The sequence below is a fragment of the Pseudoalteromonas sp. L23 genome, assembly GCF_021728455.1.
Taxonomy (GTDB): Bacteria; Pseudomonadota; Gammaproteobacteria; order Enterobacterales; family Alteromonadaceae; genus Pseudoalteromonas.
In genome coordinates this window covers 280,206-306,220 of the sequence record NZ_JAKKCW010000001.1, presented here as the reverse complement: position 1 = coordinate 306,220, position 26,015 = coordinate 280,206, and the positions used below count along the sequence as shown (strand labels likewise).

Below are 26,015 nucleotides of genomic sequence, written 5' to 3'. Positions count from 1 at the left end.
TTATAAAAATAAATGCGATCATGCAGAGCTTGCGCGCCTATGGCAAGTTAAAATGTTACGCTGAAGCCAATAGAAGGACGCATTTCAAAGTCATCGCTTTCCTCTTCTATATATAAATCATTGATTGATTTGACCCTATCGTAGTCAAGGTCAACATAGGCTGTATTGTCTTGGCCATATGCATTCATTAGCTCCAAAATTAGCTTGCCATCGAGACCAAATAATTCTGTTTTGCGTTCAAAGCGAATATCTAGGCGATGATAAGTATCAAAGCGCTCTGAGAATGGGTCGCCATACACAGGCAAGTAGCGGTTTGCAAATTCAGGGTTCTCTTTTACACCCACAATTGGGGTGTAGGCTTGACCGCTGCGAGCGGTAAAGTTAAAGCCTCCAGACCACTTTTCACCAAAGTCATAGTGAAACACGGCATTCAGAATAAAAGGGGTATCGGCATAATAGTCACGCTTAATACCGGTTAGCTCATCCTCACGCTCACTTTTTGCAAGGCTTACTGCAATCCAGCCATACCAGTCATCGGTTTTGTTTTTGTTAACAATAAAATCAACACCGTAGGCTGTACCGGAAGTCCCATTGATGTAGTTTACTTGAGATAAGGGGGCGCTTTTTGGCAGATCATCCATGGTTTTATAATAGGTCTCGACGGAATATGACCACTCATTTTTCAACTCCTGCTTAAAACCTAAGGTATAGTGAGTTGAACGCTGTGCTTCAAGTTCCGGGTTACCAACAACAGGTAAAATGTATTCAAGGTCTTGAATGCGGCTGTAAGTGCCAGCCTTAGCTGAGATCACTGTGTCATCGTTATAGAAGTAATTGAGCGCAAGGCGTGGATGGACAATCGTCTCATCACTGTAGTCATAATATTCACCCACTATTCCTAGTTCACTTTGCCAGTTTGGTGAAAATTGCCAAACGTGATTAACCCCAATAAAGGCAGAATCTGTTCCAGCACTCGATGTGCCCTTAATCCTTTCACCTTTATTTAGATCACAGTCGGGGTCAAACTCAGTGCAAACATAATTAAAAGCGTCGTAGCGGTAGGTGGATTTTTTGTCGTAGTAGCCGGCATCTGCAATGACACGTTGCTCTTTATTTAGCTTATAACTGGCTCGTACTTTATAACTGAGTTGTTCTTCTTCAAAATTCTCAAAGTAGCCATCAGATAAAGTCGCGCGTTGACCGTAGCGCATGGTGGCTTGGTGATTGAGATAACCGACGCCTGCGCGAATATGTAAGTCTTTGGCGTAGTGGTCCCACAAAATGTTCTGACTATTAAATTTACGAATATAGCGAGCATCGCCCTGATATTCTGGGGTTTTAAGGGCAAGATCTGACGCGCCTGAAAACCCAGCCGCAACCGAATCTTCCGCGCCATTGATATTTACCGTTAAGGTATTATTTGCATTGATATCCCACAGCCACTTGGCTTGATAGTCGTGATCATCCGGTGGATCGTTAATGGTGATCCCTGTTGGCTTGCCATCATCATCCTCAAGCTCCTCGCCATCACTGAAAAACAGTGGTAAGGTACTTTTTCTTGCTGACACATAGAATGCAGAATTTTCAGTTGCTTTACCTTCAACAAAAATACCTGCGTTAAACATGGTTAAATCAAGTGTGGTGGCAATATCTTGGTATTTTGGATTACGCAGCGTGACGTCAAACACGGCACCAGTGGCATTGCTGTAACTGGTACCAAATCCAGCAGAATTTAGCTGAAAATCTTGAATTGTATTGCGGTTGAAAATAGAGCTGCCGAAATCGTGAAAGATATATCCTGCGGGCATAAAGTCCACTTCAAAGATATTGTCGTCAGGAGAAGAGCCTCGCACGGCAGGTGCGCCCATAGATCCACCCGCAGCAACAACGCCAGGTAGAGCAAAAGCAGCCCTGAGCGGGTCGCCCATGGCTCCTGGCATGTCTACGAGTTTTTGCGCATCTTCGGTAATTTCTGAAATAACTGAGCTGCGTTTATAGATAACTTCGATGTGTTCAATTTTCTTCTCATCGGCTAATGCATGATTAGTAAGGGTAGTGCAGAGCACGAGGAGTGAAATTTTGCTGAGCGTAAAGTGTGGGGCGTGGCGCATGGTCGGCTTCCTATTCATCCTTTATTAAGATGTGCGTCAGCCTAAACGAAATAATTGTTGATTAATTTCAGAGAGTTGTAATTAACTGTAAGCGGTATACTGAGGTTTCTTACAATCTCGCTCGGATCCCTATCTCAGATGAGTAACCAACAGAGCGATCGGTTATTTTGAAGTTTTCATCAAGTACATAATATGTAGGGTAAGCCTGCACTTTATACGCTTGTGCTGTGGTCTGATTACCGAGCAATACGGGCATGTCTAATTGTAGATCGCTGACAAACTTTGTTACTTCTTCAGTGGAACGATAATCCAACGCAATCGCCACTGCTTTGACTTTGCCTTGCTGATGTAGTTTATCAATATTTGGCATGCTCACTCGACATACGCCGCACCAAGGCGCAAAAAAATACACGACACTTTGTTGACCTTTAAGCTGAATAGACGAATAAGTTTGCTTGGATTGTAAAATGGGTAGGTGAAATGGCGGCGCCGTTTGCTCTCCCGAGTCGGCAAGCATGTTTCTTTCTTGATAGGCTGAAACGGCGAAAAACACCAGCACAATGATGACTGCTTGGCCAAGTAGCTTGAACATACTAATGATCCCGTGATAACAATAGGCAACAATAAAGACCGCAGTGTAGCGATCTTTATTGCAGCGGATCAATGTATTTGAGCTTAACCGTAGGGGTTGTCGCCTAGGTAGCGTTTCGCTTTTTGCTCTTTTAATTTCGCTAAGTCAACGAGTACCAGACCATCGATACAGTTATTAAAGTCGGGATCTATACTAAAGCTCAGAAAGTTCACGCCTTGCTCTTCGCAAAGTTCAGTATACTGTTTAAATAAGGTTGGTACTTGAGCACCCATATTAGCAAGAATATGTTTGAGCTCTGCGAAATCTTCTTTGATGTCATCGCCACTAAACATGTGTTGATAACGGTTAAGCTGATCATTACTTAGCTTCATTTCGTTGTTCGGCGTGGCGATACCTGCAAGGTTTGAAAAGTAATGTTGGTAGTGATAAACCAACATGGCTTTTGCTTCATCCGGTAACGCGTTTGAGAGGCTGACTGCACCAAACATATAACGGTGTTCTGGGTAGCGCTTTACGAATGCACCGATCCCATACCACAGGTAATCTAGGCTCTTGCGACCCCAGTACTTGGGCTGCACAAAGCTGCGACCAAGTTCGAGGCCTTTTTCGAAGTATGGGGCCATGGCTTCACTGTACGAAAACAAACTGTCGGTATAAAGCCCGGCTTGCCCATGTTCTTCTATCACTTGCTTGGCACTTGCAAGGCGGTAGGCGCCCACCAACTCAAGCTGTTTCGTGTCCCATAACAACAAATGGTGGTAGTGCATATCGTATTTATCGATATCGCGACGATTACCACTCCCTTCTCCCACGGCCCTAAAGGCAATTTCTCTAAGGCGTCCAAGCTCTCTAAATATCACCGAGCTGCCGGTGTATTGGTAAACGTATATTTGCATGCCATCGGGTGTTTCACCGATACATTCGCACGCTTCCACTGCCTTTTTAAGTTCTTTGCGATTTTCTGGAACTGCAATGGGGGTTTGTGTTTTGAGTGGCAGTGGCTTTTTACTGGCAAGGCGATAAAGTTGCTTGCGAATAAGCGCGACTATCTCTTTGTCTTTAAGGTTATCAATAAGATAAGATTCTGGAGGAATGCTGGCGCCTATTTCAAATTCTAGCGACTTTTGCCTTTGTTTAAACATCTCTTTGACCAATAATAAACTGGCTAAAGGCTTATAAATCATACTGGTGCCGTAAAAGAGCGGACTGTTTTTCGCTTTGATAAAAATGGGTAGAATGGGGCAGTTGGCTTTTTTAGCCATTCTTAAAAAGCCAGAGTTCCATTTGCAGTCTTTAATACCGGTTGGGCTTAAGCGAGAAACTTCACCTGCTGGGAAGATAAGTAGCGCCCCCTCAGATTTTAAATGCTTGTGAATGTTTGCCAGCTCTTGCTTTTTACTGGTCCCTGAGAGGTTATCAACAGGCAGTAATAGTGGATGCATTGGTGTAACCGACATCAACATCCGGTTAGCAACAACCTTTAAGTCAGGCCTTACTTGCGCCAGCACTTTGATTAGTGCCAGTGCATCTAAAGAGCCAATAGGGTGGTTTGCGACGATCACCACCGGACCTTCGCTTGGGATATGCTCTATTTGCTTTGGTTTAAAGCGAGCGTCAAAATCTAACTCATCGAGCACCTGTTCAACAAACTCGAGCCCCTGCAAATGGGGGTAGGTGTCAGCAAACGCGACAAACTCTTGCTCATGCAAGAGATAACCAAGTCCTTTTTTTACTAAACCTTTTACCTTTGGGGAGTTTTCAAGTTGTGGAAGATTTGCTTCAATGACTTTATCTACACTGATCATTTTTCATCACCTGTTGGCGCTTTTTTGCAAGAGTAAAAACTATTAATGACAAGCATGTTGCATTGGTATGTCATTTATTTTGCAGTGATAGCGTATAGCGAAAATAAAGGAACGATATGGCTTTACTTATTTGTGTTACTGGTCGTAATAATGACAAGTTAGTTGCTAAGCTAGCAGCGCTGCTGCCGCAGCAAACCTTGCTTGAATGGCCCGTTGATGATGTTAGCTTATTAAAGGAGGTCGAGTTTGTACTGGCATGGAACGCGCCAGAGACGCTATGGTCACAGCTTCCTAATTTAAAAGTTGTGCATTCTTACGGTGCCGGTGTTGATAGTATTCCGATGCAGCTATTACCACCACATGTAGAAGTTGCGCGTATCGTTGACCCAAATTTAGCGAATGATATGGCTGAATATGTATTAGGCCAACTATTAAGTCATAAGCTTAGAGTTAGAGAGTACGGGCACAATCAATCTCAGCAAATATGGAAGCCAAGGCGCGCAAGAGCAGGTCGCACGGTTGGTATTATGGGGATGGGGCAACTTGGCCTTGCGGTCGCGCACAAGCTACACGTAAATGGATTTAACATCAAAGGTTGGTCCGGCTCTGCAAAACAACTCGACAATATTGAGCATTTCAGTGGGCAAGATGAGCTAGCTGCTTTTCTTTCAGATATTGATTATCTTGTGTGCCTGCTACCATTGACTGAACAAACAAAAGGGATATTGAACGCCCAGCTATTTGCACTCGCGCCAGATCATTGCGTACTCATCAATGTTGCAAGAGGAGGTCATCTTAACGAGGCGGATTTACTCAATGCATTAGCGGCTGAGACGTTTGGCGGGGCTATTTTAGACGTGTTTGACACTGAGCCACTCCCTGCATCACATGCTTTTTGGCAGCAGCCAAACATTAGTATTACTCCACATGTTGCCGCATTAACCAGTTTGAATACGGCTGCTCAGCAAATTGCTAACAACTATTTAGCGATGCAGGAGGGCAAAGCACTCGTTCACTCAGTCCAGAAAAAACAGGGCTACTAATTGATTAAATGATTGTAATTAGCCACAGAGCAGAGTGTAAAGAGAATAGAATAAACTACTGTATAAAAAAACATCTTGAGTGTTTATGAATGATGCATTAATTTAACAAAAAAACAATAATAAAAAGGTCTAACCCATGAAGCAAAGTCAAGGTGGCGCGAAATTATCACTTGTTGTGGTTTCGGTTATTTTGTTAGGTGTATCAGCTTGGTTTAATCAAGCTAGTGCAAGTGAACTTCAGGGGACGACACCCACCGCAAATAGCAAATAAGCCGAGTTTTACTCGGCTTTTTGTTTTTTAGCGTTTAGCGTGACGCTCTCTATTCTCTTGTTTTTTCTCTTCACTCTTTCTTAGTAGTACGTAAGTAGAGCCGCTACCACCATGGCATTTTAATGCAGAGTGAAATGCCAACACTTGCGGCATTTCTTGCAGCCATTTATTTGTATAGCTTTTCAATACTGCGGGAAAGGGTTTACTGTTTAAACCGATACCATGTCTTAATAACAACACTCGGATGCTTTTCGCATGGCAATCGGTAACAAAGTCAAACAAGGCTTTACGGGCATCATGAAAGGGTTTGCCATGTAAGTCTAAGGTAGCATCAACTTGGTATTTACCTAATCTGAGATTTTTGTATACACCATCTTGGACGCCACTTTTTTTATAGGCGAGTAGATCGTGTGGATCTAATAGATCGACGTACTCTGTAGATAAGTAATTAGGATCAAACTCAAGTTCTTGCTCGGCGGCCTCGCGTTTTGCGAGTTGCGAAATAGTAGGTTCGTTTTTGTGACGGCGTAATTCTGCTTTTTTGTCTTGGGCGAGCGGAGTGACGTCGCCCATTGAAGCTAAAAATAGCTCTTCATCAGTCATGGCCATACTGCTTCTCCATTAACAAGCAATGATGGCCATGATTTTAGCGCACCGAAGTGAAATAGGGAACTAGTCGCTGGGAACTAGTCGCTATGAACTAGTTACTGCAAAGAACTAGTGAACTTCCAGCTGACCAAAGGTATAGACTTTGAATAGATAAAAAGTATTTATCAAAATCAAGCTAAGGTTAGAAATTACACTGGTGTTCATCAGATCAAGGCTAAACGAGATAAAAAGTACGCCACATGCGCACACAGCAGCTACTCTTAGTAGCGTTTTATGGTTAATAAAAAAGGCACCAAAACCTAAAGTAAGTAATATTAAGTTAAGTAGCCAGTCGAGCTCGTTTGCCATTGTCTGTTTGGTTCTCCAAATGCGTTTAAAGGATCGCCATTATGGTGATCATTTATGCTTCATTCAACTGATAAATTTTATGATTTTCAAATTAGAAATTTTAATGGATTAATGATGGCTGAATACTTATGTAGCAGCGCTTGCATAAGTCGTTACAAATACCCAGACGCACTTTTTATTTCTTTGTGAATAGTCTCAGCTATAGTTAAGTATCTTCATGATTATCATAAACAAGTTGATGAATCAGCGCAGATTAAGAAATGCATACCTATACTTAGTTACATATGTACAAACCTAAGAGAGTTCCGCATAAGGCGATAATAAAAAGCCGTAGGCGACAAAAATAATTAAGGAAAGGCAATGAAAATGCTCAAGTACTACCTGTTTGCAAGTCTCTGTTTAGCCGCACTCACGATCCACAGTATTGGATCTTGGCTAATGTTGCCGCTTGCGTGGTTTACCGTCTCTATTTCTTTAGTTACTTTTGCTTATGCAACCAACTATCCGCTCATATTTAGAAAGCACGGTACAGGCAAAATTCCTTGGTATATAACTTGGCTATTTTGGCCTTATTTAGGCTGTGTACATTTATACAATGCAATTGAAAGAGGTAGAGATGTTGTTGATGCATTTCAGCCGCTTACCGATGATTTATTTGTTGCTTGTCGGTTATTTCCAAGCGATGTGGATATGCTTAAGGCGGAAGGGATTGAAGCCATTTTAGACGTAACTGCGGAGTTTGATGGGTTAAACTGGTCAGCAGAACAGCAAGGCTTACACTACCTCAATATTCCAGTGTTAGATCATCAAGCGCCTACCTCAGAGCAGTTAGCGCATGGCATGGCATGGATAGCGGCGCAGCACGAATTAAAGCGAAAGGTTGTGGTGCATTGTGCGTTAGGTCGAGGACGCTCAGTGTTCTTTTGTACTGCTTATTTACTTGCAACCAACCCCGATTATACCGTCCGTGAAGCACTTGAAAAAATTCAAAACCGCCGTGAAACAGCAAGGTTAAACAAGCATCAGCTAAAAGGGCTGACAAAGCTACATCACAGTCAAAATTTTACCCATAGTGAGCAGGCGGCATTAGTCATTAACCCTGTATCAGGATCGGGTAAATGGTTTACCTATGAAAACGACATTGTGGGTATGCTGACGGAAAAATATAACTTATCCATTCACTTTACAGAGAAAGAGACAGATGTCGCGGCTTTGGCTAAACAAATCATGTCTGATAAACAGCCAAATATCATCATCGCAGGAGGCGGTGATGGCACATTAGCAAGTGTTGCTCATGGTGTTCATCAAAGTGATGTACAGTTTGGTATATTGCCTTTAGGTACTGCCAATTCCTTAGCGACCGTGTTACTTGGTTCACTGTCCAAAATAGATCCCATTAACCGTGCCTGTGAAGCAATTTTAGCGGGTAAAACTAAGCCTATTGATATAATGAACTGTAATGGCCGCACCGCGCTTTTAGCAGCAGCCGTTGGCTTTGGTCAGGAAATGATCGAAAAGGCTGGGCGTGAAGAGAAGAATAACTCGGGGCAATTAGCCTATATTCGAGGCCTTTGGCAGGCGGTAAGTGAGAATAAGCCTCTTAATTTTAAAGTGAGCTTTGATGGCGCTGAGCAATCTCAAATAGAATGTGTTAGTCTGGTTGTAGCGAATGCAGCACCAAAAACCACAATTCTTGCTCAAGGTCATGGAGAGCCAATCTATGACGATGGCAAACTAGATATTACGATTTTACCGGTTGAGCCGGATGGTGCGCAGAATCTTACGGTAGCCGAACTTATTTTACCTAAATTGGACGGCAAACCTTCTAATATTCGCACCGAGCAGTGCGAAAAGATAAACATAGAATTTGAACAAGAACAACACTTTGCACTAGATGGTGAAGTGCTTAGTGCAAAAAGTATTGAGATAGTGATCCAGAAACACGCGCTGAACGTAATGGTTCCGAATTAGGTATTTTGCGGCCATTCATTAGTGTGCGAGATAAAAATCAAAAGTGGAAACACTATTGGAGTATTGAGAGAGGGACTCAATTGAAAACCGTTTTATTAGTAGATGATGATCATGATTTTGCAGAGCTGGCCTGTCGCATTGTCGAATACTTAGGCCATGACGCGTGTTTAGCGAATGACTTAGCGTCGGCCAGACAATGGCTAGAAACACAAAGTTTTGATCATATCTTTCTTGATTTTATGCTGCCAGATGGCAGTGGTTTACATTTAGTTGATGAAATCAGAGCTGCAGGGATCCGTACACCAATAACTATGGTTACGGGACATCCATCAGTAAAATCAGCATTGTCGCAGCTTTGTCATGATGGGTTAAATTATCTCACTAAACCAGTTGATGCAGACGATTTTAGAAACGCATTAAGCCCTTCTAAGAACAAAGCCAAGCGAACCGAGAGTCAAGCACATTTTGGTGTGTTGCTGGGCGAGTCTGCCAAAATGAAACATCTATATAAGATGATAGAGCGCGTTGCGGGTACTGATGCTAATGTGATGTTGATGGGGGAAAGCGGTGTAGGTAAAGAAATGTTTGCCCGCGCAATTCACAATGCCAGCACAGTGACAGGGGACTTGGTTAACGTAAACTGTGGTGCAATTCCGAAAGACTTGATCGGTAGCGAACTATTCGGTCACGAAAAAGGCGCGTTTACGGGAGCAAATGCTCAAAAAGTTGGAGTATTTGAACAAGCAGAAAATGGCACTTTGTTTTTAGATGAATTAACCGAAATGCCAATAGAGCAACAGCCAAACTTGTTACGTGTACTTGAAACGCATACGGTGACACGGGTCGGTGGCACAAAGCCGATAAAAGTAAACTGTCGGGTAATATCAGCGACTAACCGTAGCGTTGAAGATATTGCTACCAATGATGTACTGCGAGAAGACATTTATTTCCGATTGGCGGTATTTCCAATCCATATTCCACCGCTGAGAGAGAGAAAAGAAGACATTCCATTGCTTGCCGAGCATTTTCTCCAAGGCTTGAATAAAAAAGGTAATAGCCAATATGTGATCAAGGCGGCGGATATGAGCCGTTTGGTTGAATATGACTGGCCTGGTAACGTGCGTGAACTCAAGCACACAATTCATCGTGCCTATATTATGGCAGATCACGATGACCATAGCTTAGTATTTGATGCGAACTTCGCTTCACCATTCGCACAGGCTAAACGTATGATGGAGCATGCGCAGCTTAATCGTACTCCAATTCCACCACAGGTGGGGACTTCAAGCAGAGCAAATGCGATTCAAGTACCAACGCCTGAAATGAAGCCTGGTAAAACGATTGAAGAAGTAGAAAGAGAATTGATCTATCAAACGTTAGAATCAGTAGAAGGTAATAAGACGCTGGCCGCGCGAATGCTTGGGATCAGTACAAAAACGCTCTACAACCGTTTAAACGCCTATGAGGGAGAAACACAGTCATAATTTCGGGGAGGAACAATGACACAACATGATCAAGGTGAGCTCGCGAAGCTAGTACACGATGCACGCAAACCTTTGAATCAAATTTCAATGAACTCAGAGTTGATTAAGCTTATTGCTGAACAGCCTGGTTCTCAGCAACAGGTGATCGAGATAGCGAATACGATTATTAAGGCAACCAAAGAGTGCAGCGAGTTGTTACAAACGCTGGTGGAGCAAGGAAATGATGAGTGAACAATGAAACAAAGTCGAATTACTTTATGAATTTGAGTAGTAAGCTTAATTTTATTTGGTTTGCGGTGGTTGTGAGCGTTGGCCTTGTCGCGTCCAATGCCCTAATCGGTTTTAACAATGTTAAAGAATTAAACCAAGTTCAAGAGAGTATCCGTAACACCAGCGAAGTGATGATGTCATTGGACAGGCTGCATATTGCGATGCTAAATGCAGAGGCTGGACAACGAGCATTTTTAATCTCAAATAAAGAAAGCGATTTGGCACCTTTTAGAAAGGCGTTGCAAAACCTTGATGAAAGTCTATCTAGGGTTGATCGTAATCACTCTGAAAGTGAAGTACAGCAGCAAAAAATCAATCGTTATGTTGAAGGCGTAAAAGCGCGATTTAAAACTTTACAAAGTACGGTAATCGTTGCGCGTAACACCGATACAGGTAATGAAAACTTATTACTTGACCGAGCTGCGGACTCTGGTGGCGACCTACGAGAAGAGTTTACTCAAATCATGGCCGCAGAAGTGGATATTCGAACCATTCAGCTTAATCAGTTAAAACGCGTCCGCAAAGAAGCACAAATGAATATCGTTGTATTTACTTTGCTGAGCGCCGTGATGATTTTTGCCATTTTGGTACTTTTAGTTGTCAATCTACGCAGCGCAAAGAAAGCAAAGAATGAGTTAGAAAAAGCGAACGATCACCTGGAAGAAAAGGTACAAGCGCGTACCGAAGCGTTAGAACATTATGCTGAAGAGTTAAACCGTAGTAACCGTGAGCTAGAAGACTTTGCATTTGTTGCCTCTCACGATCTGCAAGAGCCGCTGAGAAAGATCCGTGCTTTTGGCGATCGCATCGAAAAGAATTATGGCGAACACCTTGATGATAAGGGCAGAGATTATCTGGCTCGAATGACGAGCGCCGCGCAACGGATGTCAACGCTTATCACTGACTTGCTTGAGTTATCCCGAGTTACCACCAGAGCAAAGCCTTTTGAAGATCAGGATCTTAATCAAGTTTTACAGTTTGTGTTGGATGATTTAGAAATAGCAGTTCATGACAGTAGAGCGAGCGTAAACTCGGATGTGTTACCGACAATAAAATGTGATGCCAGTCAAATACATCAGTTGTTTTTAAATCTACTTTCCAATGCAATTAAATTCAGAGTAGAAGGGCGCAATCCGATTATTACAATCGCGGTTGAAAACAGTCAATTGATGAGTCAAGATGCCTATACCTTTGTAGTGGAAGATAATGGCGTTGGCTTTGACGTTGAATACGCTGAGAAAATATTCTCGCCTTTTCAACGACTGCATGACAGAAAAAAATATGCTGGTACTGGCATTGGTTTAACCGTGTGTAGACGTATTGTTGAGCGACACGGCGGAACGATTTCAGCGACCAGTGAAGATGGTAAAGGTGCTAAATTCACGATAACACTACTCGCTGAACCAACACCAATTATTCAGGAATTGAAGAATGAACTATAAGAAAACTCAGCCGATCCATATTTTGATGGCGGATGATGACGAAGATGATCGTTTATTGGCTCAAGATGCTCTAGAAGAGAGCCGAGTACTCAATGCGTTTCAGTTTGTTAAAGACGGGGTTGAGCTTTTGGAATACTTGAGAAATGAGGGCCAGTTTACTGATAAGCAACAGTACCCAAGACCTAACCTTATTTTACTTGACCTGAATATGCCAAGAATGGATGGTAGAGAAGCACTACAAGAAATCAAAAAAGACCCGATACTACGTTCTATTCCTGTGGTGATTTTAACGACCTCAAAGGAAGAAGAGGACAAATTGAGAGGGTATGACTCAGGCGCTGCATCTTATATTACTAAACCTGTTGATTTTGATGGCTTAGTCGATTTGATGAAACATTTAGGCAAGTACTGGATTGAAATAGTAGAGCTGCCAAACTAATCCTATCGCGCTTGTGCAAGCAAGCGCTACCTCACCCCAAGTCGCCCTATATCTGTATCAACATAACGTGGCGACCTAAACGAATTAGTATCACTTCATTTGTGGAGGCCAGTATGACAAAGGAGTCGGTCAGTGAAGTCAATGTGTTACTCATTGAAGATGACGAAGACGATTATATTTTAACCTTAGATTATTTACAGTCTATTCCTAACTTTAAATTTAATCTCGTTTGGCAAAGCCAATACCATCAAGCGCTAGAAGCACTTGAGAGCAATGGCTTCGATCTCTGCTTATTGGATTATCAATTAGGCCCACAAACCGGTTTGAGCGTGTTAAAAGAAGCGCGAGCAAGACAGGTCCATACACCGATAATCATGCTGACGGGGCAATCAGACGAAGTGTTAGATAACGAAGCCCTAAAAGCTGGTGCTGAAGACTTTGTACTTAAGTCAGAGATCAGTAGCGCACGATTTATTCGTTCCATTCGCTACGCTTTGGCACGCAAAGAGCTTGAACGTGAGCGCCTAGAGCGATTGCGTGTAGAGTCTGATAGTCGAGCAAAAGACCGCTTTTTGGCCCATTTAAGCCATGAGTTGAGAACACCCTTAACTTCTATCTTAGGTTACACTAATCTCCTCCTATCTCGGGAAGAATTGCAGAATGTTAAGCCTGAGCTTTCTATTATCAATAATAATAGTGAGCACTTACTTAACCTGTTAAACGATGTGCTTGACCTATCCAAGCTAAATGAAAATCGGTTACAGCTCAATAAACAAAACACGTGTTTGAGTAGCTTTTTAAGTGATTTGTATAGTTTGTTTAAAATGGCCGCAGCTAAGAAAGGCTTGAGTTTTAGTATCGAGGCTAAAACGCCATTGCCGCAGGATGTAAAAGTAGATAAGACGCGGTTGAAGCAGGTACTTATCAACATTATTTATAATGCGATTAAGTTCACAAGCTCCGGTTTTGTGAAGGTTGAGATAACACTACAAGCGGATGCAAAACTTGAATTCAAGGTGATTGACACGGGTATTGGTATTCCTTGCGAGAAGTTAAAACGTATATTTAAACCTTTTGAACAAGTACAAAATGTTACGACTCGTACAGACGAAGGTGCAGGTCTTGGTTTGGCTATTAGCTCGGCACTCATTAAATTGATGGGGGGGGAGCTGGCGGTTGAGTCGACTTTGGGAGAGGGGAGTGAATTTGGCTTTAGTATTGACCTTGATACTATCGATGAAATGACTCTGGCGCCATTAATGCTTGATAAGACCCACAACGCGGCTAATAACTCGCTTCCATCTGATTTGAAAGGGCATATCCTTATCGTTGAAGATATCAGTGAGATCCAAATGTTAATGCGTACCTTGATTGGTCAAACTGGCGCAACCGCTGAAATTGCGGGTGATGGTATTGAAGCGCTTGCGATGCTAAAGGATAACCCTGATAAGTATGACTTAGTCTTTATGGACTTGCATATGCCTAGAATGGATGGCCGAGACACGATTGTTGCACTCAGAGAGCGTGGTATTGACTTACCTGTTGTCGCACTGACAGCAGCAGCTCAAAAAGGCACAAAAGAGGAGTTAATGGCATTAGGCTTTAGCGATATGATGAGCAAACCTGTTAATGTCTCTGAGTTAGGAGAATGTTTAACACACTACTTGAGCGGGGAGTTGGTAGCTTCTAGCAATGACGTAGAGCAAGCTAGCGGCACATTGCAGTTTTTAGTGGTAGAAGACGACGCAGATACACGCAATCTGCTTAAGCTGTTACTTAATTCACTGCAAGTGAATGTGGTTACGGCAGAGTGCGCGCAAACTTGTTGGCAGCATTTTGTTGGTTCTGAGCGCTTTGACACGATTTTACTGGATATAGGTCTGCCCGATAAGTCCGGGCTTACGCTTGCTCGAGAAATTAAAGCACAAGATCCTAATCAGCATATTGTGATTGCTAGTGGTTTTGATCCAGAGCCGGAAAAGTTGGCTGAGTCGCAAGTGGATGAAGTGTTATTAAAGCCAATTACACTTGTGGATTTGAAAGAAATTAAAGAAAAGCTAGTTTAGATAGAGAGCCAAAGAATAGCTCAAGGAGTTAAATGATACCTTGAGCTATTCTTTGTAAAAGTACGATTTTTCTTAGTGCGCCAAACTTGCCATATTTAGCGCTGAGTGCGCCAAACATAAACATGAAGCCCAACCCTTGAGGAGAGCTAATCGCGCCGGTGAATACCTTCTTGGCTTTCACTTGGGTAAGTTGATTAAAATGTTTAGCGGTAATGAGCTTTTTCTTCTCAATCACCACTTCTTGGTGCAACTTATCAGTGATGAATTCAGCGAGCTTCGTCATTGCTAGCCTCCTGCTTCGCAACTGGGGTATAAAACCCAGACGTCAGGTCGTTAATACTATTATTAAAGAGCTTCAGCCCTGTTATGATTAGGTAATAAATCATCGCGATATTGATAGTCAGTACGATACCCGCCGAAACAAACCAACTTAGTCCCGCGTAGGTTAACGCGTAAGCAAATAACACATGCAAGCTTCCCCACACCATTGCTGTCAAGATTAGAGAAAATAGAATTAACCCGAGCGCAATACATAAGGTTTTTAGATTAGCTCTAAACTTAGCACCTAATAGGTTTAGTTGTGCTTCTGCGATTTGCTGATAGCTGTTGAATAATAGAGACACAGAATCTTTAAGCTCAGCGAGCGCTGGAGTGCGCTCGTGAGCTGCTGCTTGACGGTCTCTTATTTGAGCTTGGTCTTGCATGATTACTTATTCCTTAACAGCATAGTTGCTAACATACCAAGTGAGAATGCGATACCAGCCGTTTTTACTGGGTTTTCCGTTGCATACTTTTTCACACCTGATGTATTCCACGCACGTTCCCACTCCTTGCGTTTGGCACCAATCGCTTCACTCGAATTATGGCTTTTTTCACGTAGTGAGGTTTCAGTACGAGATGCCGAAGCGTGCAGTGAATCTACTGATGCATGCAATGTATCTGCAATTTGATCCGTAACAGGATGGCTAGAGTCTTGGCCATTTGGCTGTGGTTTAGCTGTATTGCTTGTCTGTGTTTGGTTTGCTTGATTACTCATAAACTACTCCTTATTCGTTTAGTTCACTATATAGGTTGCAAACCCTTTGCCAACTTGAAAGTTGTTTAAATTCATAAGGTTAATGTTTTTCGGTATCGTTTGTCGGTAGATGCGAAATGAAGGGTGTAAATGTTACATAGCAGAACCTACAGGGTATTGTGGTCACAAAGCTTGCAGCTTTTACATTGACTCACAACAGCGATAACCCATTCGTATCTTTTACTCGGCAGGATTACAGGGATCTGCAACAGTGGATTTTTATTTAGTAACCTTCGTGCTCGATGAGAGATTTCGACTGATGTTGGATAGGTATAAACTTCTTATTTCGAGTAACAAAGTAGCAAATTTATTACCTTGCCTATATAAATTTCGGCCTTAGCGATAGCGAGCTACGGCGGAATTACGAGTCCGGTTTTCTTGCCTTGGTTTAGTTACTTAAATGAGTAAGTTAGTATGGGATTACTATGAAAGAAGAAACAAAAAAAGCGCTACCAAGTGGTAGCGCCAAAACCAGACTCTTGTGGAAGAGCCAGGACTGAGTCAAAGGGGAAATAATTGGGAGGCTATAGAGCCAAAATTACTGCTTAAAACTGATATTCGATAGAGACGGCAGCTACGTCCATATCAGGGTCGATATTGTCTTCAAGTTCATAGCGAGTGTATTCTAACCGCATGTTAACGTTTTCATTGAGGTGAAACTCAACACCGGCACCATAGAGCCAGTCGCCACCCTCAAGGCTAGATGAAACTCGACCTACAGCTGGAATATCCGCGTAGATATCAGCATCCCACTCAAGCCAACCACCTTTTGCATACACTGAGAAATGTTCGTTTAGTGGAGCTGAAATACGTGTAGATAAAGAAATACCGTCTATTTCAGCAGAGTTGTCAATGTCACTTGCTTCGTCGAAGTTCTCATAGGCAAGTTCAAAACTCCAATATGGATTAATTTTTGTACCCACATACGCTTTTAGCATAGAAGAGTCGTCGTCGAATGAAGTGTCATTCTCACGATCTTCCCATTGGAAAGAGTATTGGCCATAGCCGATACCTGTGTAAATTTTATAATCATCTAGTCCAAAATCAGACTCCGCGTGAGCGGCTGTGGATGCAAGACCTAGAGAGGCAAGTAGCGCAGCAGCAATTGTTAATTGTTTCATCTTTACTCCTTAAATCAATATAAGTATGGGAGGGGGAAAGCCCCCCTCAAATCAAAATTGGCTTATGATTTTGTGGTAACGCGAAGGTTATCTTTTACATCTCTAACGTCATTGGCGTTTTTCGCGATTTGCACAGCAAGTTTGCGCTCCGCTTCGCTACCAACATGACCATTTAGTGTTACGACTAGACCTTCAACATCAACATCGATGTCAGTACCATCTACATCAGTGTCAAACAGGTAGCGAGACTTGATTACGGTTGCGATTTTTGCGTCAGTAAAGCCACTATCGCTTTCGTAATTACGCTCTTTTTTACGCTCATCTGACATATCAACGATAGTCAGGTCGTTTTTCACTTCTTTTACGCCATCGATACCTAGTACCAGTTCCTCAGCTAGCTTCTTATCTACTGAGTGTTCAACTTTACCAGTTAGCACTACAACGCCGTTCTTTACATCAGTGTTAATGTCAAAGTTGTTCAGTTCACCGTTGAAAAGCAGTGTTGCTTCTGCTTTACCGTCTATCCAAGCGTCACTCGCTTCTTTTTCCCAAGAGTTATCAGCAGCAAATGCTGAAGCAGTAGTAAGTGAAGATACTAGTACAGTTGCAATTAATGTCTTTTTCATAATTAAACTCCTTTAATTTCGTAGTCGAATTATCTGTTGCAGCTGTTGTGCCAATCTTTAACTTATTGATAATTATGTGATTTATTTTTATAGAGTAAGTTTTAAGGAAGAATTTACCGAGAAGATGTGTAAATTAGTTTGTAATAATTACCTTTTCCATGAACGGCTAATTAATATAACTAGGAATGATTACTGCATTCTAGATTTGTCGAGTACTTAAATAGGAATATTTGATTATGAATTTAGAAAAATTCTGGACGTTAATTAATGATAAGTTAATCTCTTGGCTTGAATCCGGTGTGCAGTTACTACCGAATATGATCCTAGCCTTAATGATACTCATATTCTTCACTGTTTTGGCTAAAATATCTTCAATTTGGTTTTCAAAGGCAATTAAAAAAGCAATAAAGACAGAACAAGTGGCTTCACTTATTAGTTCCATATTTAAAGTCTCTATTATTGCCATTGGGATTTTCTTCGCTTTAGATATAGTAAAACTATCAGGTGCTGTAATGTCATTGTTGGCTGGGGCGGGGATCATTGGCCTTGCTATTGGCTTTGCATTCCAAGACATGACCGAGAACCTCATCGCTGGATTTGTGATGGGGGTCAGAAAACCTTTTATGGTCGGTGACATTATAAGAACCAAGGATTGCTTTGGCACGGTAAGCAAAATCAATTTGAGAAACACCTTAGTAGAAAACTTTTATGGCCAGCTGTCTTATATCCCCAACAAAATTCTCTTTAAGAATGAGTTACAAAACTACACTAAGCTTGGCAAGCGAAGAATAGAAGTACCAGTTGGTATCTCGTATGCGGACGACCCAGAGCAAGCCCGAGAGGTGATTGTTGAGGCAATTAACAAGCTTGATTTCGTAGTAAGCCAAAAAGAAACAGATGTCTATGCAGAGTCTTTTGGTGACAGCTCTATTAATCTATTAGTGTGGTTTTGGATAGATTACCCAGCAGATCCGGGCTTTATGGTGGTCAGGCACAAAGCAATTTGCACCATTAACCGTGTATTAGTTGATAACGATATCTTAATTCCTTTCCCAATTAGGACTATGGATTTCAATGCTAAAGGGAGCACAACCTTAAGTACGCAATTATCACAGGAATAATTTACATCTAGTTTGTAATATTTTCACCGGTCTGAAGGTGCTTAGATTAAAAAGCCTTATATAATAAAGGTTTATGATTTGGCATTTAATCTGCATTAGTGAAAGGGACAGAAAATAATATTTGCAAAATGCACTTATTAAATATCGCAACGAAAGGAGTTATTTATGGCAGATTCAAATTACGACATGGGGCCGGTAAAAGAGCTCATCAAAGTATTAAATGGTGGTGTTGATTTTTACACTGAAGCTAAAAAGAAGCTAGATAATATCGAATTAAACCGCGTATTTGACCAAATGATTGTAGATAAAGCGCAAGCAATCTCGGATCTACAACCATTTGTTCTTATTGACGAAGGTGAAATTGAGACAGATTCAGCGCTTAGCATCGACATTCGTGAATCGTACACCAAGTTGGTTGGTATGGTGAGCACCGACAAAGAGCACACCTATATTTCTCAGCTAGAAGAAGTGGAAGACAAAGTGTTAAGCAAGCTTGATAAAGCATTAAGCAAAGATCTTCCACCTAAATGCAAGAGTGTATTACTGCAAATTCAAACCAGAATGCAAACTTGTCACGATCAAATGAAGCAGTTGCAAGAGCTAACTGCCTAAGGAGAATGTTATGTTGAGTTGGGCTGTAATGTTTTTATTCCTAGCACTTGTCGCAGCCGTGCTAGGTTTCACTGGAATCGCTGGCGCTGCGGCAGGTATGGCGAAAATTCTATTCTTTGTGTTTATCGCCTTTATGATTATTTCGTTTATTTTTGGCAAAGCACGAGCTCCCAGGTAAAAGGGAATTAACGTACAAAAACGGTTTTAGGAGATAGATTATGAAATCAGCAATTACATTAGCAAAAGCATTTGGTTTTGTTTCAATTTTAGCACTTTTTGGTTGTAGCGAAGGTCCGGCGGAAGATGCTGGTGAGCGTTTCGATGAAACAGTTCAGGAAGTAGAAAATAGCGTGGAAGACGCGTGTGAAGATGTAAAAGAGAACATGAACGCTGAAAACGAAGAGTGTTAAGCGAAAGTGATTTCGACGTGGAATAAAAGAGGAGAAGCCGATAAAAGCTTCTCCTCTTTTTTTGTAATAGGTTTAAAAATCAAACCTATACAGTTAAGAGACACAGTTACGAAGTATGATGCATATCAATAATGCGCTGCTTAATTTGCAATTATTATTGTAATCTATGAACTTTGAGTAATACTTTATTTCTATGTTTACTCAATAAAAATCAGACTATGCTAAATAGGGTTTCAGTTAAAAGCAGATTGTTGTCGCTTTCGGGCATACCTGCTGTGTTTTTTATTCTCGCTACTATCTTTACAATTGGAACATTATCAAATCTTATCAATTACATTGACCGTATTTATGACGACAGAGTTGTACCGCTGAGGCAAATAAAAGTAGTGTCAGATAACTATGCGGTGGTTATTGTGGATACGTTTCACAAGTTACGAGGCCATCAATTATCCAACAGTGCCGCGTTAAAGCAAATCGCAGAAGCTAAAAATATCGCTGAAAAAGAATGGAGCCAATATTTATCTACAGAATTGACGAGTGAAGAGCGAAGTTTGGTGAAGCAGGTTGAATCCGCTGAGCTTGCTGTTAAACAATTACTTACCAACTACACGAGTCGTGTTAATACGAATACTTTTGAAGAAATTCCTTATGATAAATTTGTACACGATCTCTATGCCGCCTTTGACCCCCTAAGTGAAAGCTACAATGCACTAATTGAGTTACAACTTGCAGAGGCAAGTGCACTAAGAGATGTTGGCCGCTCAGAAGCCAGTGCGACAAAAACGGCGATGATTATCTCTTCCGTTACTATTGTGATCGTAATGGTGCTGATTGGTATGTTGATATTTAGGTCAATTAACGAACCACTCAGTCGTTTGCGTATGCGTATTGGCAACATTGCAAGAGATGCTGATTTAACCCAACGTGTAGTGGTTGAGGGGCAGGACGAGCTGAGTGAGATAGGAAACGACTTCAATACTATGGTGTCGAGCTTACATGAGTTAGTTACCAACCTAGTTACGATGGTGAATAGTCTGTCCTCAACATCCAATGAGCTAAATGGAATTAGTCAGTCAATTGCGGGCACTTCACAAGAACAAGAGCAGCAAACGGTAATGATCGCAACCGCAGCGACAGAAATGAGTAGTGCAATTCAGGAGGTTGCACATAATGCAATGAATACCGCAAACAAAGCAGAGATGTCGGGTCAGCTTGCAAAGCAGGGGATGGATGTTATTTCGCAAAATATTCAGGCCATCGAGCGCCTTGCCAGTGAGGTGGGAGATAACGCGCAGTTAATTAAAGCGTTGAACGACCAGTCGAATGAAATCAACCAAGTCGTGCTAATGATCCAAGGTGTGGCTGAACAAACAAATCTTTTGGCATTAAACGCTGCAATAGAAGCGGCGAGAGCTGGGGAATCAGGTCGAGGCTTCGCGGTTGTTGCTGATGAAGTTAGGCAATTGGCACACAACACGCAAAAAGCTACGGAATCGATCCGAGATATGATCAGTAAGTTACAGGGCATGGCACAAAATGCCGTGTCGTCAATGGAGAATGCACAGTCGAGTGCAGCCGCAGGAGTTGATAGGGCCAATGAGTCAGCTCAAATCATGACTGATATAGACAAGGCGGTGGATGAAATCGTCGGTATGAATATTCAGGTTTCAACGGCAACGGAAGAACAAACAACGGTGGTTGCGGAAATCAGCGAAAATATTAATGATTTCAGTAGCAGTATTTCTGAAATTACTCGAAGTGCGCAGAGTAATGCAGATGTGAGTAATGACTTAGAAGCGCTAGCTGAGCAGTTAAACGGTCAAGTGTCGGTATTTAAGGTTTAATGGCAACTCGACTAAGCACTTAATTTGAGAGGTTTCGCTTTTGGGCTTGAAAACACAGTTACGTTAATTGGTGTGAGATAGAAAAGCGCGGGTTTCTAGTCAGAAACCCGCGCTTTATTTATACCAGTTGTATTAAGTAAATGATCTATCTTGAAGCGGGGAAATAGCTTTAGTAGCAAGGCAAAAATTTTGCTATTTAGTTGTTCTAAATGAGAAATTTTTAACGAAGCTAATATGCTATTTCACCCTTCAAATTGATTAGAGAATTAATTCAATTGGTATTATAGGCATTTTGCTGCTGCAGCTAAGTTTTAAAGGTGTTGTAACCCTATCACGCCACAGCATTTGCATAGTGCTTTACGTTAAAACAGATATTCCATACTTAAATTGTATGCTCTAGGCTCGCTGTACTTTTTCGGCACGAAACCGTAAGTATCGTAATAGCCTTCATCTGTGAGATTACTGATATTCAGTTTAACGCTCAGTTGGCTAGAAAATTGATATTTGACGTGTGCATTTAGTAAAAGCTGGCTATCTTGATCTGCACGCACTGCGCCTCGACGACCACCTGTTGGAAGTCCAAGGTCAACTCCTGGGACGTTTAAAATATCGACTTTTCTGTCCGTATCCCAAGTTGCATTTAGCCCTAATCGCCAAGCTCCATAAGTATACTTGGTGCTCGCATTGAGCGTTTGTCTTGGTGCATACAAGTTAATATCTTCGCCATGCTCATCGACAACATCAAAATCACTGTAACCAAAGTTTACTTGCCAATCATCTGTCAGTTTTGCTTCTAATTCAACTTCAAATCCATCAGCTTCTGCACCATCTACGGGTCGATACCTAGCAGGTCTTTCGTCTGCATATTCGGGGATAACAACACCGAAGTCTTCCTTTAAACTATCAAAATAAGCGACATTTAAGCGTAACTTGTCGTCCCAAAGTGTGGTTTTAATGCCGACTTCTAAGTTCCGAGCGGTGATTGGTGCTAATTGATTTAAATTGGCATCCACTTTATCCAGTTGCGGCTCATAAGCATCGGTATAACTTGCATACGTACTGATCTGGTCATTGAGATTGTAAACCAGCCCTAAGTATAAGCTCTCACCCGTTTCTTCACCTTTGTCGCTTGAGAACCCGCTCCAAGCAAAGTCACGTTCATTGGTACGTTCATAATCAAAAAATTTGACACCAACAATGGCATGAAGGTCATCCGTTAACGTTAACTTACTGCTGAGTGCAATACTCTGTTCTTTCGTCGTTTTGTCCCAATAGCCAATAAATTGCTTATCTGTCGCAGTTAAATGAGCGGCTGGGTGAAGGTTATTAATCGATTGGAGTGGATAAAATACTGTTCTCGCGTTTTCATCCAGCTCTTCGAAGCGATCGTCTGTGGACTCAAAATCGGCATTTAAATAGGTGATATTCACCTGATGTGCGCGGTCAAATAACTCAAACCGACCAACCAGTCCCAAAATAAAATTAGTCCCATCAACCGTTTCAACCCAGCGTCTGTCACCGCCTTGAAGGCCAAGGCCTGTTTCTTTGTCTGGGTTACCACTAAAGTAGGTCAAGGTAATGTCAGCTTCTGTTTTACTGTATTGTGCGCCAAAGTTAAGTTCCCAATCTAAATTGATTTGGTGAGATAATTTTAAATGATAACTTTGGTGGGTATTGCCGTTGTGACTATCTGGCGATGATAAATTTGTTTTCTTGTCTATTTCAACGGAACTACCATCAGAGTAAAAAATTGGTAATCCCCACGGTGATAGTTTCAGTTCATTGTCTTGATAATGAACACTAAAAGAGGCTTCGGTATCTTCAGAAAAATAATGATGCAACTGGGTGTATGCAACGATCTTATTACTATTTTCTTTGTCGACAAAGCTATCTTTTTCCTCATAGGCTAGAATAACTCGTCCGGCCAATGCTTCATCTTTCGTTAGGGAGCCTGTTGCATCTATGTGTGTACGCACTTTATTCCAAGAGCCAATCTCGGCACCAACTTTAACAAATCCACCTCGGTCTGGTTGTTTTGTGATGACATTTAAGGTTGCCGATGGTTGTCCTGCACCCGCCATTAACCCCGCAGCGCCCCGAAGAACCTCTACTCGGTCATAGACAATAGTGTCTAAGCGACTCTCTTGTGGTCCAGCAATTGAGGTCGGTAAGCCATCTTTAACCAATGCATTGACGAGATACCCACGAGAAGTAAACTCAGTATTATCACCCGCGCCAAATTTGTATCTTGAGATACCTGTTGCCTGTACCATGATGTCCTCAAGGTCATTCAGTTCGAAGTCTTTTATGTAGTCGTGGCTTAACACGGTAACAGACTGGGGGGTTTCTTTAATGGTAAGGTCAAGTCCTGTTGGACCCGAGTTACGCTTGATTGGCTGGCCTACAACACTGATCCGTTCAATATTGTCGCGCTCGGCTTTTGCTGCCGCATTTGGAGAAAAATAAAGGAGTGATAACATCAGAGCTAGTGCTGTAGATTGATGCGCTTTGGTTTGCATGGGTGTTTCCTTTCCTAAATTGTTTTTTCGTCACAAGAGATAAAGATGAAAGTTCCTATGATATGTAGGAGCTATTTTTCTGAGATTGAACCAAGCTTTTGAATGGTTCTAAATGAAAACAGAAATTATTTTCAATTCTAAATGATAATTCTTTTTGTTACTATAAGGGGTAATGCAAAAAATGAATTATTGCAAAAATAATGGCTTACCCAAATCTCATAGTTGTTAGGATCTGATTGTTAGGTGGGATGTCAATTAGGTTGGATAGCACTGTCACGGGGGCTTATCTATGTTTGAATATTAATACAAGGCAAGGAAGTGAAGTCGTTTTATGTCTTCGCTATTGGGTGGTCCATGACGGCAAAACAATGGTTCAACTGGCATAGTTTGAGTGGCGTGTGGTTTGGGGTGTTGCTGTTCATAATATGCTGGACTGGCGCGTTTGCGAGTATTGCCCACGAACTAGATTGGCTATTCAACGATCAGGTGAGGGCAGTAGACGGGCAATCAAACATAAGCTTAGCAGCAGCTTACGAGATGGTACAAAAGGCGTATCCTGACGCCCGAATAGGGATTGCCTTTACAGGTCCTGATACCTATTTTTCGTATGATATCGTGATGCGGATGCCTGATAGTCCTTGGCAACACGTTTATGTCGATCCACTTTCAGGAGCTATCCAAGGTGAAAGTAGTTTTTTTAATATTCAGCGCTTTTTTCGCGATTTCCACATGCATTTTTTCGGCGTGTTTGACAGCATCATTTCATACTATCTTGTGCTTATCTTTGCAGTTCCTTTGTGTATTTCGACCGTGAGTGCGCATTATGTATATCGCCTCTGGTGGAAAAAGTTATTTGTATTTACGTTTAGCGGGGATGCACGTGCCAAAATGGCAAGTATGCATAAAATAAGTGGGACGTGGGGCTTATGGCTTGCGGTTGTTATTTCGCTTACGAGTATCTGGTATCTATTTGAGTTTGTACGAATGGATATGGTCGATGGTAAAACAGCTTATACTGATGTTGGGGATTTTGCCGTTAATCCCTTGGCAGAACTGCCGAGACAGGATAAACCACAATTGTCTGTTGTGGAATTATTCGCAATAGTAAAAGCGACGAGACCCGATCTTGAGGTGAAAGCTATTCGCTATTCTGGGGGTTATTTTTATGCTGAAGGACAATCGCAGGATTGGATAGTTCGGGATAGGGCAAACAAGATCTATGTCAACCCTTACACGGGGGAAGTTGTTTATAGCCAAACAGCATCGAGCCAAGGACTATATTGGCGATTATCCGACACCGCAGACCCTCTACATTTTGGCAATTTTGCGGGGATATGGGGGAAGATACTGTGGTTTATATTTGGGGTTGTGCTCTCATTTTTGGTTCTCAGTGGTACTTACATGTATATCAAGCGGCAGTTTAAATTGCGCCGCAAAGATAAGTACCGAGGTGTAATGGTATCACTAGCGTTGAGTTTCGGATTGGTCTTATGCATTTGTTTTTACGCCCATCGCACAATTGCGGGTTATGGTATGGCAGGAAAGTGGCCGGAATTGCCGCTTGCTTCGTTGACTTTTTTATTAGGCTGGGTGTCACTCACTTGCTTGATTATCCTGGTTTGGAGCGCCGCCCTGCTCAATTTACGTCATAAAAATAGCTCTTCTTCGCTCAGGTTGAATCGGTATTAATTGCAGCTGACCAAAAAAAACCTCGCAGCAGCGAGGTTTCTTCACTCATGAAACTGTGCTTACACAACACCACGAGGTAAGCGACAGTCGTGATCTTTTGCTGCTAGTTCAGCAATCCACTGTTCTTCCGCTTTGAAGCCATCTTCGTTTTCTGTAACGATAGTAAAGCTTGCTGATTTTACAGCTGCTGCCTTCGGCGCTTTCTTAGTCGTTTTCGCTTTTTTGGCAGGCGCCTGCGTTGTCTCACTTGCTACAGCTGACCCTGAAGTTAGCTCTTCTGTTAATTCAGCTACCTCAGCAAGACGCATGTTTTTGCCACCATCGATGCTATACCAACCTGGCTTTGCAGTGATTTCAGGCTTTTTGCCATGTGCAGCTTCGTACGCAGCTTCGAAAGCGCTTAGTACTTCAGTTTTATCTAGTTTACTCATCGTAGATCCTAGTCGTGTTGTACGCGGATACGCGGGTTAAGATTAAACTCTATTTATACCCATATTTGCGCAAATTTTCAATTTTTTACGTTTTTCAGCGCCAATTTATCGAACTT

The 26,015-nt window shown here is 41.9% G+C and carries 26 protein-coding genes; 14 read left to right on the top strand and 12 right to left on the bottom strand.

The genetic code is table 11. From position 1 onward, the window contains the following. Positions 1–47 precede the first annotated feature (47 nt). The 3 genes from L3V43_RS01430 to L3V43_RS01420 all read right to left on the bottom strand — a co-directional run bounded on the left by L3V43_RS01430 (position 48) and on the right by L3V43_RS01420 (position 4,508). Entirely contained in the window at positions 48–2,111 is a 2,064-nt protein-coding gene (locus L3V43_RS01430; RefSeq protein WP_206473352.1) for a TonB-dependent receptor, read from the bottom strand. Between the two features lie 109 nt (positions 2,112–2,220). Continuing rightward, entirely contained in the window at positions 2,221–2,703 is a 483-nt protein-coding gene (locus L3V43_RS01425; protein WP_237115868.1) for a TlpA disulfide reductase family protein, read from the bottom strand. A gap of 83 nt (positions 2,704–2,786) precedes the next feature. Further along, complete coding sequence (locus tag L3V43_RS01420) at positions 2,787–4,508, bottom strand: lysophospholipid acyltransferase family protein (RefSeq protein WP_235366624.1); 1,722 nt, start codon at positions 4,506–4,508, stop codon at positions 2,787–2,789. 116 nt (positions 4,509–4,624) lie between these two features. On the opposite strand from L3V43_RS01420, the gene L3V43_RS01415 reads away from it, so the two are divergent. Further along, positions 4,625–5,551: a glyoxylate/hydroxypyruvate reductase A gene (locus tag L3V43_RS01415; protein ID WP_235366625.1), complete on the top strand. Its 927-nt coding sequence runs from the start codon at positions 4,625–4,627 to the stop codon at positions 5,549–5,551. A gap of 136 nt (positions 5,552–5,687) precedes the next feature. Then, complete coding sequence (locus L3V43_RS23660) at positions 5,688–5,822, top strand: hypothetical protein (protein ID WP_010378895.1); 135 nt, start codon at positions 5,688–5,690, stop codon at positions 5,820–5,822. 27 nt (positions 5,823–5,849) lie between these two features. Here the strand turns inward: L3V43_RS23660 and smrA are convergent, their stop codons facing one another. Next, positions 5,850–6,431, bottom strand: a complete 582-nt coding sequence (gene smrA, locus L3V43_RS01410; protein WP_010606588.1) for a DNA endonuclease SmrA — start codon at positions 6,429–6,431, stop codon at positions 5,850–5,852. A 108-nt stretch (positions 6,432–6,539) separates the two neighbouring features. Further along, positions 6,540–6,779, bottom strand: coding sequence for a hypothetical protein (locus tag L3V43_RS01405; protein WP_010378899.1), 240 nt, complete (start codon positions 6,777–6,779; stop codon positions 6,540–6,542). A gap of 360 nt (positions 6,780–7,139) precedes the next feature. Between L3V43_RS01405 and L3V43_RS01400 the strand changes: the two genes are divergently transcribed. The 6 genes from L3V43_RS01400 (at position 7,140) to L3V43_RS01375 (ending at position 14,451) form a co-directional block, all read left to right on the top strand. After that, positions 7,140–8,750 (top strand): diacylglycerol kinase family protein, encoded by a 1,611-nt coding sequence (locus tag L3V43_RS01400; protein ID WP_237115869.1) that lies wholly within the window; start codon positions 7,140–7,142, stop codon positions 8,748–8,750. An 80-nt stretch (positions 8,751–8,830) separates the two neighbouring features. Then, positions 8,831–10,234 carry a sigma-54 dependent transcriptional regulator gene (locus tag L3V43_RS01395; RefSeq protein ID WP_029215868.1) on the top strand — a complete coding sequence of 468 codons (1,404 nt, stop codon included), beginning with the start codon at positions 8,831–8,833 and terminating at the stop codon, positions 10,232–10,234. Between the two features lie 15 nt (positions 10,235–10,249). Next, positions 10,250–10,465 (top strand): histidine kinase, encoded by a 216-nt coding sequence (locus tag L3V43_RS01390; RefSeq protein ID WP_010606592.1) that lies wholly within the window; start codon positions 10,250–10,252, stop codon positions 10,463–10,465. Then, positions 10,462–11,946 carry a sensor histidine kinase gene (locus L3V43_RS01385; protein WP_102057239.1) on the top strand — a complete coding sequence of 495 codons (1,485 nt, stop codon included), beginning with the start codon at positions 10,462–10,464 and terminating at the stop codon, positions 11,944–11,946. The genes L3V43_RS01390 and L3V43_RS01385 overlap by 4 nt, the downstream gene beginning before the upstream one ends. After that, the gene (locus L3V43_RS01380) at positions 11,936–12,385 is read left to right on the top strand and encodes a response regulator (RefSeq protein WP_010606594.1); all 450 of its coding nucleotides are present in this window, start codon (positions 11,936–11,938) and stop codon (positions 12,383–12,385) included. The genes L3V43_RS01385 and L3V43_RS01380 overlap by 11 nt, the downstream gene beginning before the upstream one ends. 113 nt (positions 12,386–12,498) lie before the next feature. Beyond that, positions 12,499–14,451, top strand: coding sequence for a response regulator (locus L3V43_RS01375; protein ID WP_102057238.1), 1,953 nt, complete (start codon positions 12,499–12,501; stop codon positions 14,449–14,451). Between the two features lie 28 nt (positions 14,452–14,479). Here L3V43_RS01375 and L3V43_RS01370 read toward each other — a convergent pair whose 3' ends face one another. The 5 genes from L3V43_RS01370 to L3V43_RS01350 all read right to left on the bottom strand — a co-directional run bounded on the left by L3V43_RS01370 (position 14,480) and on the right by L3V43_RS01350 (position 17,273). Beyond that, positions 14,480–14,734 carry a hypothetical protein gene (locus L3V43_RS01370; RefSeq protein WP_045989359.1) on the bottom strand — a complete coding sequence of 85 codons (255 nt, stop codon included), beginning with the start codon at positions 14,732–14,734 and terminating at the stop codon, positions 14,480–14,482. Next, entirely contained in the window at positions 14,718–15,155 is a 438-nt protein-coding gene (locus tag L3V43_RS01365) for a hypothetical protein (protein ID WP_010606597.1), read from the bottom strand. Before L3V43_RS01365 ends, L3V43_RS01370 begins: the two co-directional genes overlap by 17 nt. A 2-nt stretch (positions 15,156–15,157) precedes the next feature. Further along, positions 15,158–15,487 (bottom strand): hypothetical protein, encoded by a 330-nt coding sequence (locus L3V43_RS01360; protein ID WP_010606598.1) that lies wholly within the window; start codon positions 15,485–15,487, stop codon positions 15,158–15,160. Positions 15,488–16,071: 584 nt separating this feature from the next. Next, positions 16,072–16,647, bottom strand: a complete 576-nt coding sequence (locus L3V43_RS01355; RefSeq protein ID WP_010606599.1) for an outer membrane beta-barrel protein — start codon at positions 16,645–16,647, stop codon at positions 16,072–16,074. A 62-nt stretch (positions 16,648–16,709) separates the two neighbouring features. Next, positions 16,710–17,273, bottom strand: coding sequence for a BON domain-containing protein (locus L3V43_RS01350; protein WP_010606600.1), 564 nt, complete (start codon positions 17,271–17,273; stop codon positions 16,710–16,712). A gap of 236 nt (positions 17,274–17,509) precedes the next feature. Here L3V43_RS01350 and L3V43_RS01345 point away from each other — a divergent pair, with 236 nt between their 5' ends. The 5 genes from L3V43_RS01345 to L3V43_RS01325 all read left to right on the top strand — a co-directional run bounded on the left by L3V43_RS01345 (position 17,510) and on the right by L3V43_RS01325 (position 21,260). Then, positions 17,510–18,394, top strand: coding sequence for a mechanosensitive ion channel family protein (locus L3V43_RS01345; RefSeq protein WP_235366627.1), 885 nt, complete (start codon positions 17,510–17,512; stop codon positions 18,392–18,394). Positions 18,395–18,559: 165 nt separating this feature from the next. Then, complete coding sequence (locus L3V43_RS01340) at positions 18,560–19,006, top strand: PA2169 family four-helix-bundle protein (protein WP_235366628.1); 447 nt, start codon at positions 18,560–18,562, stop codon at positions 19,004–19,006. A 10-nt stretch (positions 19,007–19,016) separates the two neighbouring features. Beyond that, a complete protein-coding gene (locus tag L3V43_RS01335; RefSeq protein ID WP_010378934.1) occupies positions 19,017–19,184 on the top strand; it encodes a DUF1328 domain-containing protein in 168 nt (55 codons plus the stop codon). A gap of 40 nt (positions 19,185–19,224) precedes the next feature. Then, positions 19,225–19,416, top strand: coding sequence for a hypothetical protein (locus L3V43_RS01330; protein ID WP_010606603.1), 192 nt, complete (start codon positions 19,225–19,227; stop codon positions 19,414–19,416). A gap of 218 nt (positions 19,417–19,634) precedes the next feature. After that, complete coding sequence (locus tag L3V43_RS01325; RefSeq protein WP_267134925.1) at positions 19,635–21,260, top strand: methyl-accepting chemotaxis protein; 1,626 nt, start codon at positions 19,635–19,637, stop codon at positions 21,258–21,260. A 362-nt stretch (positions 21,261–21,622) separates the two neighbouring features. On the opposite strand, the gene L3V43_RS01320 is transcribed toward L3V43_RS01325, so the two are convergent. Beyond that, positions 21,623–23,779: a TonB-dependent siderophore receptor gene (locus tag L3V43_RS01320; protein WP_237115871.1), complete on the bottom strand. Its 2,157-nt coding sequence runs from the start codon at positions 23,777–23,779 to the stop codon at positions 21,623–21,625. A 354-nt stretch (positions 23,780–24,133) separates the two neighbouring features. Between L3V43_RS01320 and L3V43_RS01315 the strand changes: the two genes are divergently transcribed. Beyond that, positions 24,134–25,468: a PepSY-associated TM helix domain-containing protein gene (locus L3V43_RS01315; RefSeq protein WP_237115872.1), complete on the top strand. Its 1,335-nt coding sequence runs from the start codon at positions 24,134–24,136 to the stop codon at positions 25,466–25,468. A 59-nt stretch (positions 25,469–25,527) separates the two neighbouring features. On the opposite strand, the gene L3V43_RS01310 is transcribed toward L3V43_RS01315, so the two are convergent. Beyond that, on the bottom strand, positions 25,528–25,899 hold the full coding sequence (locus L3V43_RS01310; protein ID WP_010606607.1) for a hypothetical protein: 372 nt from the start codon (positions 25,897–25,899) through the stop codon (positions 25,528–25,530). Between the last annotated feature and the right edge of the window lie 116 nt (positions 25,900–26,015).

Excerpts from the sequence above, each read along its gene's own strand:
- L3V43_RS01325 (WP_267134925.1), top strand. The coding sequence starts at position 19,635 with ATGCTAAATAGGGTTTCAGTTAAAAGCAGATTGTTGTCGCTTTCGGGC.
- L3V43_RS01330 (WP_010606603.1), top strand. The coding sequence starts at position 19,225 with ATGAAATCAGCAATTACATTAGCAAAAGCATTTGGTTTTGTTTCAATT.
- L3V43_RS01375 (WP_102057238.1), top strand. The coding sequence starts at position 12,499 with ATGACAAAGGAGTCGGTCAGTGAAGTCAATGTGTTACTCATTGAAGAT.
- L3V43_RS01315 (WP_237115872.1), top strand. The coding sequence starts at position 24,134 with ATGACGGCAAAACAATGGTTCAACTGGCATAGTTTGAGTGGCGTGTGG.
- L3V43_RS01355 (WP_010606599.1), bottom strand. The coding sequence starts at position 16,647 with ATGAAACAATTAACAATTGCTGCTGCGCTACTTGCCTCTCTAGGTCTT.
- L3V43_RS01310 (WP_010606607.1), bottom strand. The coding sequence starts at position 25,899 with ATGAGTAAACTAGATAAAACTGAAGTACTAAGCGCTTTCGAAGCTGCG.
- L3V43_RS01415 (WP_235366625.1), top strand. The coding sequence starts at position 4,625 with ATGGCTTTACTTATTTGTGTTACTGGTCGTAATAATGACAAGTTAGTT.
- L3V43_RS01365 (WP_010606597.1), bottom strand. The coding sequence starts at position 15,155 with ATGCAAGACCAAGCTCAAATAAGAGACCGTCAAGCAGCAGCTCACGAG.
- L3V43_RS01340 (WP_235366628.1), top strand. The coding sequence starts at position 18,560 with ATGGCAGATTCAAATTACGACATGGGGCCGGTAAAAGAGCTCATCAAA.
- L3V43_RS01425 (WP_237115868.1), bottom strand. The coding sequence starts at position 2,703 with ATGTTCAAGCTACTTGGCCAAGCAGTCATCATTGTGCTGGTGTTTTTC.
- L3V43_RS01400 (WP_237115869.1), top strand. The coding sequence starts at position 7,140 with ATGAAAATGCTCAAGTACTACCTGTTTGCAAGTCTCTGTTTAGCCGCA.
- L3V43_RS01420 (WP_235366624.1), bottom strand. The coding sequence starts at position 4,508 with ATGATCAGTGTAGATAAAGTCATTGAAGCAAATCTTCCACAACTTGAA.
- L3V43_RS01370 (WP_045989359.1), bottom strand. The coding sequence starts at position 14,734 with ATGACGAAGCTCGCTGAATTCATCACTGATAAGTTGCACCAAGAAGTG.
- L3V43_RS01335 (WP_010378934.1), top strand. The coding sequence starts at position 19,017 with ATGTTGAGTTGGGCTGTAATGTTTTTATTCCTAGCACTTGTCGCAGCC.
- smrA (WP_010606588.1), bottom strand. The coding sequence starts at position 6,431 with ATGGCCATGACTGATGAAGAGCTATTTTTAGCTTCAATGGGCGACGTC.
- L3V43_RS01350 (WP_010606600.1), bottom strand. The coding sequence starts at position 17,273 with ATGAAAAAGACATTAATTGCAACTGTACTAGTATCTTCACTTACTACT.
- L3V43_RS01405 (WP_010378899.1), bottom strand. The coding sequence starts at position 6,779 with ATGGCAAACGAGCTCGACTGGCTACTTAACTTAATATTACTTACTTTA.
- L3V43_RS23660 (WP_010378895.1), top strand. The coding sequence starts at position 5,688 with ATGAAGCAAAGTCAAGGTGGCGCGAAATTATCACTTGTTGTGGTTTCG.
- L3V43_RS01360 (WP_010606598.1), bottom strand. The coding sequence starts at position 15,487 with ATGAGTAATCAAGCAAACCAAACACAGACAAGCAATACAGCTAAACCA.
- L3V43_RS01430 (WP_206473352.1), bottom strand. The coding sequence starts at position 2,111 with ATGCGCCACGCCCCACACTTTACGCTCAGCAAAATTTCACTCCTCGTG.
- L3V43_RS01320 (WP_237115871.1), bottom strand. The coding sequence starts at position 23,779 with ATGCAAACCAAAGCGCATCAATCTACAGCACTAGCTCTGATGTTATCA.
- L3V43_RS01380 (WP_010606594.1), top strand. The coding sequence starts at position 11,936 with ATGAACTATAAGAAAACTCAGCCGATCCATATTTTGATGGCGGATGAT.
- L3V43_RS01345 (WP_235366627.1), top strand. The coding sequence starts at position 17,510 with ATGAATTTAGAAAAATTCTGGACGTTAATTAATGATAAGTTAATCTCT.
- L3V43_RS01390 (WP_010606592.1), top strand. The coding sequence starts at position 10,250 with ATGACACAACATGATCAAGGTGAGCTCGCGAAGCTAGTACACGATGCA.